Below are 14,771 nucleotides of genomic sequence, written 5' to 3' on the forward strand. Positions count from 1 at the left end.
ATTTAGGATAAAATAAGCCCAAAAAAAGGATACAGATGCAAAGAGTTGAGATTTTTAGATTTGACGCGAAAAGAGATGTTTTGGCATATTTTAAGCCATATTTTTTAGAGATTTCAGACTTTGCAAACTTAAACGAGCTTTTTGCCCACGTAAAGAGCATAGATCCCTACTTTAGCCCATTTGAAGGCTTTGTCAAGGTAAATGACGTCGTAGTTAGCACCGCCAAGCCACTTGCAAATTTAGCTCAAAAATTTGGAGACGAGCTTTGCATAGCCCCGCTTGATGAAAAAAGAGCGCTCTTGGACCTTGCTATAAATGATGATGACTTTTGGGCGAAATTTGAGCCATTTGCTAGCTTTTGCAAAAGAGCTGACAAAGAGCTTTACGCTAGCTTTAAGCCCTATTTTTACGCTGATTTTGTAAAAGACTACGAGCCAAATTTTATAGGAGCTGCCGCGATAATGCTAGCTCATCATCTTTACAAAAATGAGAAAAATGATGAAATTTTAAAGCTAATTGGCGATAAAAACGGCGTTTTGATAGCCTGTGGGCTTGATGACTTACTATTTGAAGGTAGCGAAATTTATAGTGAGGCGATTAGATTTTTCAAAGAAATTTTAGGCGTAAAAGCTGCGCCAAAATATGAAAATGAGCTTGAAAAGATAGAAAAACTTAGTAAATTTATAGAGTTTAAGATAGCCATAAAAGACAGACTGCCTGCAAATTTAAGCGCATACAAGGCAAATTTTATAGAGCTAAATGCCAAAATGCCTTGTGGATATGATCTTTTAAAGGCCGATGAAGAGCTAGCCTGCAAGCTTGCTAGCAAGATAGTTTTTGCTGCATTTGATAGTGGGGCTGACTTTTTACTAGCAAGCAATGAGGCTGAGTTTCATATCTTTGACACGCTGGCAAGAAAGCTTGAGAAGTCTGCCAACAGAAGCTTGCAAGACTTTTATGTCCTAAAAGCGAGCGAGCTAATGGCGCTTGAAAATGGCGAGATACCAAGCGGGCTAAAAGAGCATGTTTTGAAGGTTGGTTTGGTAAATTTGTGAGCTAAATTTACTAAGTCAAATTTAAAGCATTATGACACTCGTGCGATTTTAAATATTGTATTTAGGGTTTATAATTTTTCTAAAAACAAAAAGCATCATTTAAAACAAGCCATTTTAAACTCTTGCGAGTTTAGATAATGCTTTGATAGCTAGCAAAAATACGCCATAGATTGATTGCCGCCAAAGCCAACAACAAAAACCAAAGTACTTAAATCAGAAAGTGTTTTTAAAGGTCAGATAGCAAATTTACAACCTAATTTTAGATAAATCTAAAATTTAAGAGTTTTAAAACCCGCTTCGAGCCTATTAAATTTTCAAATGTCTTGTTCTAAATTTTGACCGCTCATGCGATCTATACACATTTGAAACACTAGTAAAACTTGTAAATTAGGTTTGTGCCAAGACTACAACCTAAAAGGCAAGACGTCGGTTGCTAAAGGCAAAATTTCAAACCAGAGTTATCAAATTTGTGATCCATTTTTACTAGCCACTTCTAAAATTTATGCTTACATTTGCCTTGCAGTACAAAATGGCGAAATTTACTCAAACTAACAAACAATCATTTAAAACTTGATCTAGTAAAAATTTAATGGCTACATCTAATTTTATAACACCGCAGCCTATCACATCACAATAGTGCGAGCCAAAATAACCAAACATATCGCTACTTAATGCCCCTATCTAGCAAATTTATAGCCTAAATTTACTTGCTTTATTTTAGATTTTTCTTCTAAATTTGCTCTCTTACACCAAACTTGTTTTAAGGCAAAAGACCAGCAGGCAAGGTTTTATATTTTAGCCCAAAACAAGCGCACAGTCTGATTTAAAATACAATCTATAATTTGCTAGTTTATTTTAAATTCCATAAGCTCACTGTTTAAATTTGATCGCTTGCATCAACTTTTTTTAAAGCAAAAGAATAATAAGCAAGATTTTATATTTAAACCAAAACCTGTCAAAAAATACGGCACAGTTTATCTTTAAAAAATCTATAGCTTGCTAATTTTATTCTAAATTCTGCAAGGTCTTTGTTTTAAATTTGATCCAATACGCTACTTCAACTATTTAAAAGCTTGAAAAATATTAGCAAAAATCAGCCAGACAGGCTTTATATTTACATGCAAATTTACCAAAACTGGCACAACGCAGCTTTATAAAAAATACGCCTGTAATCTGCTAATTTTGTTAAGCTTAAATCTTTTTACACTTCTAGCTTTTAAATTTAAAGGTTTTTGCGCTCATCGCAATAGATCAAATTTAAATTTTTCTAGCGCACAACTCTAAATTTTACCTCCAATAAAGCAAAATCATATTATTTTACGTAAATTTTTGCATATTATTTTTAGTATTTTAAGAAATTTGAAGTGCTAAATTTAAAAATTTGTGTTTGCTGGTGTAAAATTTGGCGTAGTTTTCAAGTCAACCCAGTTAACCCAGAAAAACAGAAAAAATTAACTAGAAATTTTCATCAAATGGCAAGAAATTTATGTCAAAGTATAAAAATAACCTTAAGCTAAACCATTTTAAGTGTAAAAAACGATCTATTTTGAATTTAAAAGCAATTTTATCAAGCCAAAATGCTAAATCAAATTTAAAGCTTAATAATCAAGAGCTTTGCCTATATGGCCAAGAGCGAACTTGAGCGATCAGGCTAGCTTTATGCGCCGACCGAGCCATTCTTAGCGATGGAGACAGCCTAGCAAACAGGGGGCAGCATTTCACACGACTGCGACTGGCAAGTAGCCGCTTGAATATAACTACAAGGGCTGGGCGACTGAGCGCATTTTCTTACCGCTTTTGCGCACGACCGTGCCAAAGCCACTAGGCTACAACCCTACCCAAATATTTCAAATTTATGAAATAGCTCTGACTCATCTTTTACTACGCCACGCTTCACAAGCTCAGCCACCACTTCGCGATCGCAGTCAGTTTGCATAGGCCAACCACGCGTGTAGCCCTCCAGCTCACTCTTGCTCGTCGCATCCACGCAGAAATTTTCGCCATCTATGTAGATATCTCGCAAGGCATCTATGTTATTTGTCACGCGCCAAAGCAGCATATATGGGTTTTCTAGGTAGTTTTGCATATCTACTACGATTAGAAGCTTGAAAAACTCCCTAAACTCTAAAAGCTTAGAAAATAGCTCTTTTACAGGGCGATCTTTTTCAAATTTCACCACGCAAATAGGCGTTTTACTCTGCTTTTTAAACTGCCTAAGCTCCTTAATATTTGGCACAACGCTTTGAAATTTAGCCAAAAGTTCATCGTCACTTAAAACCGCAGGACTAAATTTGCAAAAGTCCTGCGTCGCGTCGATGCCTAGCTTACCGCCAAAGCACGAGTTTGGACTAGCGTGATCAAGTTGATCGCACACACCTTGGCTTATCAGCACACTCTCACTACCAAATCTATCAAGCACAAAGTCCGCAAATTTGTCGTATTCTGCTAGCTCTGGTGCATCGCTACCCACAAAGATCGCATGCTTTACAAAGCTCATCTGTCCAACTCCCCAAAAAGCGTGCATCGCCTGCTTTGCGTGCGCTGGATAAAGGGCGTTGATCTTGGCTAGGATAAGGTTGTGAAAGACGCCATTTTCAGGCATATTGTAGTCTAGTAGCTCTGGCACGGTCGTTCGCAAAAGCGGCAAGAAAATGCGCTCAGTCGCCCAGCCCATGTATTTATCTTCAAGCGGCGGTTTGCCAACCACGGTCGCGTGAAATACGGGGTCTTGCTTGCTAGTTATCGCCGTGACCTCCATCACTGGAAACGGCTCAACTGGCGTATAAAAGCCAGTGTGATCGCCAAATGGCCCCTCAAACTCGCTCTTAGCAGTATCCACAAAGCCCTCTATCACGTAGTCGGCGTCGTGCGGGACGTAAATTTCATTGGTTAGCGACTTTACAAGCTTGGCTGGCTCTTTGCGGATAAAGCCGTAAAGTAGCAGCTCAAAGACGCCCTTTGGCAGTGGCGCCTGACCGCACCAGATATAGAGTGGATCGCCGCCGATCGCCACAGAGACTGGCATCTTACGGCCTGCGCGCTTATACTCATGAAAGAAATTTGCGCCGTCTTTGTGGATCTGCCAGTGCATGCCAAGGCGATTTTTATCATAAATTTGCAGTCTATACATGCCTAAATTTTGCAACGTGCCGTCTAGACTTTTCGTATAGACCTGCCCCATCGTAATAAAAGCACCTCCGTCATGCGGCCAGGTCTTTAGCGCAGGCAAGCTCAAAAGATCAGCCTGCTCGCCCATAAATTTGACCTGCTGGCACTCGCCCTCGCCCTTTAGCCTTTTGGTAAAAATCTTTCTCATGCTAAAAAGATAGGCCAAAAAGTCAAGCTTCTCTTTGAAATTCTCAGGTTTTTTGGGCTTTAAAAGCTTTTCTATCTCAGCTGCTATCTCATCGGGCTGCACGCCAAATATCAGCTCAAGCGCCCTTTTTGAGCCGTAGATATTTGTAAGTACTGGGGCAAATTTACGCCCAGTTTTTTTGCAGACCGGGTTTGTAAAAAGTAGTGCTTGTGAGCCCTCGCGTTTAACCTCGATGTAGCTAGCGTGCGCGATCTCTAGGTCGATATCCACTGGCTCATCGATCACCCTAAGTAGGCCATTATCTTTTAAAAGCTTGATGTAGTCCATATTTTTCCTTATAAATTTATACTTAGTTATCCAAATTTTAATAAAGTTAAATTTAGCAAATTTGGGCTAAATTTGTCGTTTTATTACGATTTTTAATAAATTTTATAGAGATAGATATGCAAAATTTACCAAAAATAGGCGATCACATCTTCGTAGACAGAAGTGTGCTTGGCGTAAAGCTTTACGAGCATCACGGCATCTACGTCGGAGATGATAAGGTCGTGCATTATAACGGCTTGGCGCGTGGGATCGTGCTTGAAAAAAGCTGTTTTGAGGAGATCTTAAGCAACGTCGTGCCGCTAGATAAACGCAACATCGCAAAGGTAGAGATGACTAGCCTCGAGGAGTTTGCTAGCGGCGATACTTGGCAGATAAAAGAGTATGCAAATGCGCCATTTAGCGGTCAGGAGGTGGCGCTTCGGGCTAAAGAGCGCATAGGCGAGCAAAAATACAACCTACTCATCAACAACTGCGAGCATTTTTGCAGCGAGTGCATATTTGGCGAGCATGTGAGCGAACAGGTGCAAAATGCGAAGCAAAATTCCGCCATTTTTAGCGAGATAGAGCCATATTTGGGGCAGATCATAGGTGAGCTTTTTAGTGCACAGACCAAAGATGAGATCAAAGAAACTCTCGTAAAATCATTTACCGCGCTTGCACAATTTACGAAAGATAGCGCGGAGAAAAAAGCTCGCGAGATGATAAAAGAAAACAGCGACAAGGCAAATTTGCAAATAGAGAAATTTATGGACAAAAATGCCAAAATGAACGCTATGTTTAAAAAGATCGGTGCGGACTTAAAAACAAAGATCGCAAAGGATTTTAATATAAAAATTTAGTCCGACTACGGTTTTGACGCTTGGTCAAATTTAAAAGGCGCTTTTAAATCGCGGCTTTATTTCTCGATATCTTATCCGCGTTTTGGCTTGCAGCATTTAGCACGCTAGGTAGCGTCACGTCTCCTGAAACGGCGGCAAATTTTAGAAAATTTCGTCTTTTTATCTCTAAATTTAAACAAATTATTTTGGTACGCTACACTCTAGCAGCTCGCCAAATATCTCTTTGCTATATCTCATAAAGTGCTCATTAAGCTTAACATCCTCGGTATCTACGCAAATGAGACTATCTTGTATCTCAAAAATGATAGTTTTTTCAGAGATCGTCACCCGCTTGCAAGCGTTATAACAAACATCGCCATTGCACTCTGCATATAGGCCGTTTATGTCGGCGTTTTCGTCGTCGCCCTTTTTTAGTTTGATCGGTCTTTGAAAGATTATGTAGTTTTTGTAGTTATATTTGTCGTCCGCAAGACCGATCATATAGTAGTTGTCTTTGCTATTTTTAGTGGCGCTTATGGCTTTTGCTTTAAAATTTAGCTCAAACACGCTTATGCCATCTCTTCAGCGCGTTTTAAAAGCTCTTTCGCCCCTTTTTCTATAAATTTATGCGCTAGCTCTTTGCCGATGCTTTGAAATTTATCTTTGCTACTCTTTAAGCTATCTTTTATAAACTCGCTTCCATCAGGCAGGCCAACGATCGCATCGATAGAAATTTCATCGCCTTTTAGCCTTGCGCTTATGCCTATTGGCACTTGGCAGCCCCCCTCTAAAACGCTTACAAAGTCACGCTCTATGGTCGTTTCGATGACCGCATTTTCGTCATTTAGAAAGTCAATCTGCTCTAAAATTTGCTTCTCGTCTCTAGCCTCGACGCCAAGAGCACCCTGCCCCATCGCAGGTATCATCTCGTCAAAGCCAAATGTGTAGATGTGTGCCACTTCAGCCTTGATATTTAGGCGGTTTATGCCAGCCATCGCCAAAATGATCGCATCAAATTCACCCTCTTTTAGCTTTCTAAGTCTAGTTTGCACATTACCTCGAAGCGAGATGATCTCAAGATCAGGCCTCATGATAAGTAGCTGCATCTTTCGGCGCAGGCTCGTTGTGCCAACCTTTGCACCGTGCGGTAGGTCGCTAAATTTAGCAAATTTCTCACTTATCATCGCATCTCTAGTATCCTCGCGTGAGCAAATAGCCGCTAGCTTAAGCCCTTTTGGAAATACAACAGGGACATCTTTTAGGCTATGCACGGCGATGTCAGTCTCGCCTTTTAGCATGCTATCTTCAAGCTCTTTTGTAAAAAGTCCCTTGCCGCCGATCTTTGCAAGTGGCGTGTCAAGGATCACGTCGCCCTTTGTCTTCATGCCCTCAAGCACGACCTTCATGCCCTTGTGCTGCGCCTCGATCCTAGCCTTGATATGCTCGCTTTGCCAAAGCGCTAAGATACTCTTTCTAGTTGCTATTTTTATCTCTTTCATCATCTCTCCTAATTTACTCTTTTTGGCTCTTCGATGACCTCAACGTCGATGATCTCGCCCTCATTTTCTCTTGGGGTGCGCTCGCTAAAATTTTGAAATTTAAACTCCTGATAGCTCTCATTTTTTGCCACATTTTTCTTAAATATCAAAGAAAAAACGACCACGGCGATACCAAAAACATCTGTCAAAATCCCTGGTAAAAAGAGCAGCGCTCCGCCAAAGCTAAGTCCTAACTGGCTAAATAATTTTCCACCAAGAAAGCTTTTAAATGCCGCTTGAGGCGAATTTAAGCTAGAAAATCCACTATTTAAAAGAAGTGCGATGCCCACAAATCCAGAGACCAGCACCTCAAGAAAGTAGTTCAAAAAGCCAAATTTATCAACAAAGAGATAGATAAAGACCGCTTCTATCAAAAAAAACAAAAATGCGAAAAATCTCATAAGCTTTCTTTTATCTTTCTAAAGGCGTCGTCTGTGTTGATCGTCTCTTTGCTTAGCCCATCTCTTGTGATAAACTCGACCTTGCCGTTTGCAAATTCTTTACCCACAAGAAGCGCATAAGGAAAGCCGATAAGTTCAAAGTCATTCATCTTAACGCCAAATCTCTCATTTCTATCATCGATGATGACGCTAACGCCAGCTTTTTTAAGGCTCTCATAAAGCTCAAATGCAAATTTCACGCCCGCTTCATCTTTTAAATTTGAGATGATGATCTCCACATCAAACGGCGCGCACTCTTTTTTCCAGATGCAGCCCTTCTCGTCGTGGCTAGCCTCTATCATCACAGCGATAAGCCTGCTAATACCAATGCCATAGCAGCCCATCAAAAATGGCTTTGCCTTGCCGTTTTCATCAAGATATGTCGCATTCATCGCAGCTGAATATTTATCGCCTAGCTGAAAGATATGACCGACTTCTATGCCTTTGCTAAGTTTTAAATTTCCGCCGCAAACTGGGCATTTATCGCCCTCTTTTACCTTTACAAGGTCTTTAAATCTCTCCTCGTTAAATCCGCTAACACTAACGCCAACAAAGTGATAGTCCTTCTCGTTAGCGCCGCATATCATGTTATTTGCGCCCCTTAGCTCGTTATCTATAAAAAATTTCACATCTTTTAGCCCAACTGGCCCGCAAAATCCAGCAGACAATCCAGCTTTAACCACGTCAGCCTCGCTAGCATCGACAAGTTCAAGCGCCTTGCAAGCGTTTTGCGCCTTTGTCTCTTGAAGCTCATCGTCGCCCCTTACAAAAAAGACCACGACCTCTTCTTTATCCTCATAAATCGCCTTTTTCATAACAGCTTTTATGCAATAAAACTCGCTAACTTTAAAAAACTCCGCCACATCTTTTATAGTTTTTGCATTTGGCGTTAGAAATTTAGCCGCGTCCGCCTCTGGCGCTTCAGCCTCGCTAACTCTTGGTTTGCGTCTTGCAGCCTCAACGTTTGCAGCGTATCTGCAAGCCTCACAGCAAAGTATGTCGTCCTCTCCGTTACTTGCAAGCACCATAAATTCTTTACTGCCACTTCCTCCTATGGCTCCGCTATCAGCCTCAACAGCTCTAAAATTTAGCCCCAAACGGGTAAAAATTTTGCTGTAAGTTGCTTCCATAAGGTCAAACTCACGCTTAAGATCCTCTTTGCTTGAGTGAAAGCTATAACCATCTTTCATCGTAAATTCGCGCCCTCTTAGCAAGCCAAAGCGTGGTCTTGCCTCGTCACGAAATTTAGTGTTTATCTGGTATAAATTTAGCGGTAGCTGCTTGTAGCTAGTCACCTTGCCACGCACCAAAGCAACGGCTGCCTCTTCGTTTGTCGGGCTTATGACAAAGTCATTTTCTTTTCTATCTTTAAAGCGCAAAAGCTCCTTGCCAAAGACGTTGTAGCGGCCACTTTGCTTCCATAGCTCGCCTGAAGTGACCACGCTAAAGCTCACCTCTAGCGCTCCAGCCTCGTTCATCTCCTCTTTTACCACGCGTGAAATTTTATCATGCATGATCTTTCCAAGCGGCAGATAGTTGTAAAGCCCAGAGCCGATCTGCTCAACAAAGCCGCCCCTTATCAAAAACTGATGGCTTGGTAAAGATGCATCTTTTGGCGCTTCTTTGGTCGTTGGGGCGTAAAATTTACTAAATTTCATCTATATCTCCTGCTTGAAAATTTTGTTCATCTTTTATGTCAAATAAAAATTTAACTCCGTTTGAAAGCTCGCTCGCTCTCTCCTCGTCTGCAAGCCCTTTTAGCTTCATCGTTGGCTGGTGCAAAAAGGCTTTAAAGACTTGATGAATGAGCTTTTGCGCCTCATCATAATCGCTATGTTTTAAATAGCCCTTTTTCATCGCCTTTTCTAGCTCATTTTTCGCGCAAATTTCAGCCTGCTTGCGGATTGATTTTATAAGAGGCACGCTCATATCTTCTTTTAAAGTCTTTAAAAACTCGCTCGTGTCTTGACCGACGATCGAGTAGGCCTTTTGCGCCTGCTCTTCTCTTAGGGCTAAATTTTTACGCACGATCTCCTCTAAGCTATCGACCGTATAGACGCTGATCAGCTCTGTGTTTAAAAGATCGATGTCCCTTGGCACGGCGATATCAAAAAAGTATCTATGAAATTCTCTTGGCTCGATGATCTCGCCTGTGATGATGGCGTGTGGGGCTGCGGTGCTTGAGAAGATGAGATCGTAGTTATTTACATACTCTTTTAGTTTTAATATACTATCCCAGCTCGCGCTATCTCCTAAGCTATCAACTAACTGCTCAACGCGCTCGGAGCTTCTGTTTATAATGATCACCTCTGCGCCACTTGATATGAGGTGCTTTGCTGCTAGCTCGCCCATCTCACCAGCGCCCACGACGATAGCCGTTTTGCCCTCAAGCGTGCCAAAAATTTCTTTTGCTTTTGCTACGGCGACGCTTGAAACTGAGATCGGGTTTTTAGAAATTTGAGTTTCATTTCTCACTTTTGCAGCGCACTTACATGCGTAGTGGATGATCTTGCTGATATCTTCGCCACATGAGTTGTTGTCATAGGCAAATTTAAAGGCATTTTTTAGCTGGCCAACGATCTGCGTCTCGCCAACGACTAGGCTATCAAGCGAGCTTGCCACGGCAAATAGGTGGTGTGCAGCACCGCTGTTTTCATAGATGTCAGCTCTCTCATAAAGCTCATCTTCAAAAACGCCTGAAAATATCGACATACACCTGATGATATGAGCAGTAGCGGCCTTTACATCCTCTACGCTAGCTATGATCTCGACGCGGTTGCAGGTGTTTAGCACCATGCTCTCTTTTATGTTTTTGTTTGAGTTTATCAGCTTTAAAATTTGCTCTTTTTTATCGTCACTATCAAATGCAAGCTTCTCTCTGACCGAAATGTCAGTATTTTTATATGTAAAACTTATGTCTAAATAGTGCATCAAAATTCCCTATCTATCATGCTTTTTATGATCCCTTCAAGCTCGGCGTTTTTATACTCTTTTATCGCTTCTATCGCCTCAGCTCCAAGCCTTTTGGCTTCGCTTATAGCCTTGCTAAGTGAGCTAGTTTTATCAAAATTTTCTTTTAGCCATGAAATTTCGTCCGCGTTTAACTTCTTTGCCCAAAGCGATCTAAGCTTTGCCCTGCCAGCCTCGTCTAGGCTCTTATAAAGATAAATGTAAGGAAGCGTTGTTTTACCCTCGACAAAGTCGTTAAGCGCTGGTTTGCCAAGTGTTTTTTCATCTTGAGTGATGTCTAAGATATCATCAACGATCTGAAATGCAAGACCTAAATTTTTGCCATAAAGGCCAAATTTCTCGCTATCTTTGCCAGCTAGCTTTGCCCCACAAATAGCCGTAGCTTCTATCAAAACAGCTGTTTTATAATAGATCATTTTTAAATATTTTTGCTCGTTTTCATTAAAATTTTCAGCCATTTTCACATCCATCATCTCGCCGATGCTTAGTTTGCTGACCGCGTCTGAGATGACAGCTGCGATGCTTGGATCAAATTTTGTAAGCTCGAAATAAGCCTTTGAGTAGAGGATGTCGCCTAGCATGACTGAGTTTTTACTGCCAAAAAGTGCGTTTATGCTTGGTTTGCCGCGTCTTATATTTGCCTCGTCTATGACGTCGTCGTGCAATAAGCTTGCAAGGTGGATGAGCTCGATGATAGCGCAAAGTTTAAAAGAAATTTCACTTTCTCCTGCGATCTTTAAGAGAAGTTTTGAGCGAAGCTTTTTGCCAGAGCTTATCTTTAAAAACATCTCAAACGCCTCTTTGTAGCCAAGCTCGCTTATAAAATTGCTCATTATTTCATCGATTTTATCCATTTTTATCCTTCTATTTATCCTCGTGCGGATCTCTAAAACCCACATCCACACGCTTACTCTCATCTAGCAGCGCCACCCTAAAATGCGCCTTTTTGTCCCTAAAATCAATAAATGATATATAAAGGCTCACGCTCTCGTTTGGCGGCATCATAAAATCAGGCAAAACTCGCTGCATGTAGGTGTTTTGTCCTTGTCTTAGCGAAAAGACCATCTGCCTTGGATAGCGCCTAAAAAAGCTTTGCACAGTGATATTTGTGCTATCAAATAGCGTCCAGCGAAAGTCAAACGTCTCAACTCTTTGAGTTTTTTTCTCAGTTATAAAGACCCGCGCCCACTCATCTTTTTTAAGCTCAAATGTATGCACCGAATTTGGGTCAAAATTTGGCTCTTTGGCAAAGACAAGAGCGGCCAGCAAAGCAATGAGCGCAAAAATTCTACTCATTTTGGCTTAAAATTTCTCCGCTAAGCTCGATATATAGGTCATTTACTCCGTTATAAACTTTATCTTGCTCTGAGGCTATAAAATTTCTGATCTCATCCTCGCTAACGCCATGCTTTTCGCAAAGCTCGCTCATAGCCACAAATTTCTCAAAAATTTTATCTATCTCGTTTTTAACTAAAACGGCATTTGCGTTAAACAAAATGTCATAAAATTTATCCCTCGCACTGCCCTCAAATATATCTATCATCGCTGTTTCTTTGAAAATTTCTTAAGATTATAGCCAATTAAAACTAAGTTAAAAATTTAATATTATCTCCCAAGCCTCGCTAACATTTTTGGCGTTATACGTGGCAGTTTTGCTCTCCTCGCCAAATCCCCAGCAAACTTGCACGTAAGGCATATTTGCATTTTTGGCAGCTAGCTCGTCTTTTAGGCTATCTCCCACAAAAATCGCCTTGTTAGCTTTAGTTTTACTAACAGCTAGATGAAGCATCGCAGGATCTGGCTTTTGCGGTATCTCCTTGCTAGCGCCGATAACCTCGTCAAATAGCTCATAAATTTCATTTTTCTTTAAAATTTTCTCTAGCGTATCATGCGGTGCGTTGCTTGCCAAAACGACCTTATAGTGAGCATCTCTACACTTTTGCAAAAGCTCTTTTACGCCCTCATACGTGCTCGCACACTCATCGTAAAATTTCTTAAATTTCTCTTCAAAGCCCTCTTTTAAACTCTTGCTTGGCGTGTCTATGCCGTAAAACTCAAGGGCCAAATTTCTACCTGGCTCATTAATCGCTTTTATGATAAATTCCTTATCAAGTGGCGCTAAGCTTAGCTCATCTCTTACTTCATTTACCGTTTTATATATCGCCTCGCCGCTATCTATCACCGTGCCATCCATATCAAAAATAACTACTTTCAATCCTCATCCTTAAATTTATTTTTATGTTTCTCTTTTTTATACGTCTTTTGATTTTTTAGCTTATCAAGTAGATTTGCCGCCTTTAAAAGCTCCTCTTTTGGCGCATTTTTGATAAGCAAATTTATAAAATTTTCTAGCGCCTTTGAGTATGGCTGATCAAGATAGACAGCTTCTATTTTTTCGATGACTTTCGCGTTTTTCTCCACTCTTTGGCGAAATTCAGCCTCGTCAAAATCATCTCTTTTTAGCCCGTTTATCGCTGATTTTGCAAATTTTTCTAGCGCACGAAGATATTTTACACGTTTAAATTTGTCCGTGACTTGGTTCAAATTTTTCCTTTTTTTTTGGCAAATTATATCAAAATTTGATTTTATCCCCTAAATTTTGGCTTTGCTAATGTATAATTTACGCCAAAATTACTTAAATAAGGAGCAAAAATGAGGCAAGAAACCGCTGCGATCCACGTAGGCTACGACACAAACGAGGGCTTTGGCACGATGGCTGTGCCTATTTTTCAAAGCACAGCTTATGACTTTGGAAGTGCCGAGACAGCAGCTGCTAGGTTTGACCTAAAAGATAACGGCTACATCTACACAAGACTTAGCAACCCAACGACAGATATCTTTGAAAAAAGGGTCGCTGCACTAGAGGGCGGAGCCGCTGCGATAGCGACTGCAAGCGGTCAGTCAGCTTTGTTTTACAGCATTATAAATTTAGCCCAAGCAGGCGATAATATCATCATCGCTAAGAAAATTTATGGCGGCACGACGGTGCTTTTTACGCACACGCTAAAAAGATTTGGCATAGAGGCCAGAGTCTTTGACAGCGACACTGCTGATGATCTGGAGAGTTTGATAGACGAAAAAACAAGGGCTATATTTTTTGAAACGCTTTCAAATCCGCAAATTTCTATCCCAAATATCGAAAAGATCGTAGAAATCGCAAACAAATATGACATCATCAGCATCACTGATAACACCGTGCCAACGCCTATCATCTTTCAGCCGCTTCGCCACGGAGTCGATGTTTGCGTGCATAGCGCTAGCAAATATATGAGCGGTCAAGGCCTTAGCCTAGCAGGTGTCGTCGTAAGTGCAAATCACCTAAACGAAAAGCTAAAAGGCAACAAGAGATATGAGCACTTTAACGTGCCAGATGCGAGCTATCACGACATCGTCTATGCTGATATGACCGATCGTTTTGATATCTACACGCTAAGAATGAGGCTTGCTATCGTGCGCGACATCGGCGCTGTGATCTCTCCGTTTAACTCTTGGCAGCTCATACAAGGGCTTGAAACGCTCGCTGTTAGAGTCGAAAGACACTCGCAAAACGCCCTAAAAGTGGCTAAATTTCTAAACTCTCACAAACATATAAAAAGCGTGGCATACCCAGGGCTTGCCGACAACGTAGATCACACAAAGGCGCAAAAATACTTTAAAGACGGCATGGCTAATGGGCTATTTTGCTTTGAGACTGATAGCTTTGAGCGTGCAAAAAAGATGCTAGAGCGCGTAAAACTCTTTAAGATCGTGGTAAATATCGGCGATACAAAGTCACTCATCACACACCCAGCCTCGACAACTCACCAGCAGCTAAGCAGCGAAGAGCTCATCAAAGCTGGCATCACAAAAGAGCTGATAAGAGTTAGCATAGGTCTTGAAAACGCCGAGGATCTGATAGCTGATCTAGCCCAAGCCTTAGAATAAAGAAATTTCTAGCTCATTTTGGGCTAGAAATTTAAAATTTACTCAAGCTTGCCGCATATCCTCTCGCACTCTTTTGCATGCCTTATAAATTTTATAACGATGTAGATGACAAGTAGCGGCACGCTTATATACCAAAATGCAAAAAAGGCGAGTATAAAAAACATAAATAAGAATGTTGCGAAATATGCCAAGACTGCAAGCATGATATCATCAAGCATTTTGCCTCCCATTTTGCTAGTGTTTTGGTGATTTTATAAAAAGCAAAATAAAATGAGACTGAACGGATTTGTTTTGGCTCTAAAATTTGAGCTAAGTTGCAAGCGAAGTCAAATTGTAGTAGCCAACTCTTGCGAGTGAATGGAATTTTAAAATTTACGACACAA

At 40.8% G+C, this 14,771-nt stretch carries 15 protein-coding genes; 3 read left to right on the forward strand and 12 right to left on the reverse strand.

The annotated features are described in order from the left end of the window. Positions 1–35 precede the first annotated feature (35 nt). A complete protein-coding gene (locus F3G76_RS00955; RefSeq protein WP_149705665.1) occupies positions 36–1,055 on the forward strand; it encodes an HdrB C-terminal domain-containing protein in 1,020 nt (339 codons plus the stop codon). Between the two features lie 1,834 nt (positions 1,056–2,889). Here F3G76_RS00955 and F3G76_RS00960 read toward each other — a convergent pair. Further along, positions 2,890–4,698, reverse strand: a complete 1,809-nt coding sequence (locus F3G76_RS00960) for a menaquinone biosynthesis decarboxylase (RefSeq protein WP_149705666.1) — start codon at positions 4,696–4,698, stop codon at positions 2,890–2,892. 116 nt (positions 4,699–4,814) lie between these two features. Here F3G76_RS00960 and F3G76_RS00965 point away from each other — a divergent pair, with 116 nt between their 5' ends. Next, positions 4,815–5,537 carry a lecithin retinol acyltransferase family protein gene (locus F3G76_RS00965; RefSeq protein WP_021085578.1) on the forward strand — a complete coding sequence of 241 codons (723 nt, stop codon included), beginning with the start codon at positions 4,815–4,817 and terminating at the stop codon, positions 5,535–5,537. Positions 5,538–5,717: 180 nt separating this feature from the next. Here F3G76_RS00965 and F3G76_RS00970 read toward each other — a convergent pair whose 3' ends face one another. The 10 genes from F3G76_RS00970 to F3G76_RS01015 are packed head-to-tail and all read right to left on the reverse strand — an operon-like array spanning position 5,718 to position 13,008. Beyond that, on the reverse strand, positions 5,718–6,083 hold the full coding sequence (locus tag F3G76_RS00970; RefSeq protein WP_149705667.1) for an Imm10 family immunity protein: 366 nt from the start codon (positions 6,081–6,083) through the stop codon (positions 5,718–5,720). A 2-nt stretch (positions 6,084–6,085) separates the two neighbouring features. Next, a complete protein-coding gene (gene hemC, locus F3G76_RS00975; RefSeq protein ID WP_149705668.1) occupies positions 6,086–7,015 on the reverse strand; it encodes a hydroxymethylbilane synthase in 930 nt (309 codons plus the stop codon). A gap of 8 nt (positions 7,016–7,023) precedes the next feature. Next, the gene (locus F3G76_RS00980; protein ID WP_149705669.1) at positions 7,024–7,455 is read right to left on the reverse strand and encodes an FxsA family protein; all 432 of its coding nucleotides are present in this window, start codon (positions 7,453–7,455) and stop codon (positions 7,024–7,026) included. Next, entirely contained in the window at positions 7,452–9,152 is a 1,701-nt protein-coding gene (locus F3G76_RS00985) for a proline--tRNA ligase (protein ID WP_149705670.1), read from the reverse strand. Before F3G76_RS00985 ends, F3G76_RS00980 begins: the two co-directional genes overlap by 4 nt. Beyond that, positions 9,142–10,425 carry a glutamyl-tRNA reductase gene (hemA, locus tag F3G76_RS00990; RefSeq protein WP_021088348.1) on the reverse strand — a complete coding sequence of 428 codons (1,284 nt, stop codon included), beginning with the start codon at positions 10,423–10,425 and terminating at the stop codon, positions 9,142–9,144. Before hemA ends, F3G76_RS00985 begins: the two co-directional genes overlap by 11 nt. Continuing rightward, a complete protein-coding gene (locus F3G76_RS00995; RefSeq protein WP_149705671.1) occupies positions 10,425–11,318 on the reverse strand; it encodes a polyprenyl synthetase family protein in 894 nt (297 codons plus the stop codon). Before F3G76_RS00995 ends, hemA begins: the two co-directional genes overlap by 1 nt. Before the next feature lie 10 nt (positions 11,319–11,328). Then, entirely contained in the window at positions 11,329–11,760 is a 432-nt protein-coding gene (locus tag F3G76_RS01000) for a hypothetical protein (RefSeq protein ID WP_103569464.1), read from the reverse strand. After that, the gene (locus F3G76_RS01005) at positions 11,753–12,007 is read right to left on the reverse strand and encodes a DUF2018 family protein (protein WP_012001636.1); all 255 of its coding nucleotides are present in this window, start codon (positions 12,005–12,007) and stop codon (positions 11,753–11,755) included. Before F3G76_RS01005 ends, F3G76_RS01000 begins: the two co-directional genes overlap by 8 nt. Positions 12,008–12,055: 48 nt before the next feature. Beyond that, complete coding sequence (locus tag F3G76_RS01010) at positions 12,056–12,679, reverse strand: HAD family hydrolase (RefSeq protein ID WP_149705672.1); 624 nt, start codon at positions 12,677–12,679, stop codon at positions 12,056–12,058. Continuing rightward, on the reverse strand, positions 12,676–13,008 hold the full coding sequence (locus F3G76_RS01015; RefSeq protein WP_149704057.1) for a hypothetical protein: 333 nt from the start codon (positions 13,006–13,008) through the stop codon (positions 12,676–12,678). The genes F3G76_RS01010 and F3G76_RS01015 overlap by 4 nt, the downstream gene beginning before the upstream one ends. Positions 13,009–13,116: 108 nt before the next feature. Between F3G76_RS01015 and F3G76_RS01020 the strand changes: the two genes are divergently transcribed. Beyond that, positions 13,117–14,388 (forward strand): O-acetylhomoserine aminocarboxypropyltransferase/cysteine synthase family protein, encoded by a 1,272-nt coding sequence (locus F3G76_RS01020; protein WP_149705673.1) that lies wholly within the window; start codon positions 13,117–13,119, stop codon positions 14,386–14,388. 38 nt (positions 14,389–14,426) lie between these two features. Here the strand turns inward: F3G76_RS01020 and F3G76_RS01025 are convergent, their stop codons facing one another. After that, complete coding sequence (locus F3G76_RS01025) at positions 14,427–14,606, reverse strand: transformation system protein (protein ID WP_149705674.1); 180 nt, start codon at positions 14,604–14,606, stop codon at positions 14,427–14,429. Between the last annotated feature and the right edge of the window lie 165 nt (positions 14,607–14,771).

Origin of the sequence: Campylobacter concisus (genome assembly GCF_902460575.1) — a bacterium.
In the GTDB taxonomy this organism is placed as follows: Bacteria; Campylobacterota; Campylobacteria; order Campylobacterales; family Campylobacteraceae; genus Campylobacter_A; species Campylobacter_A concisus_AW.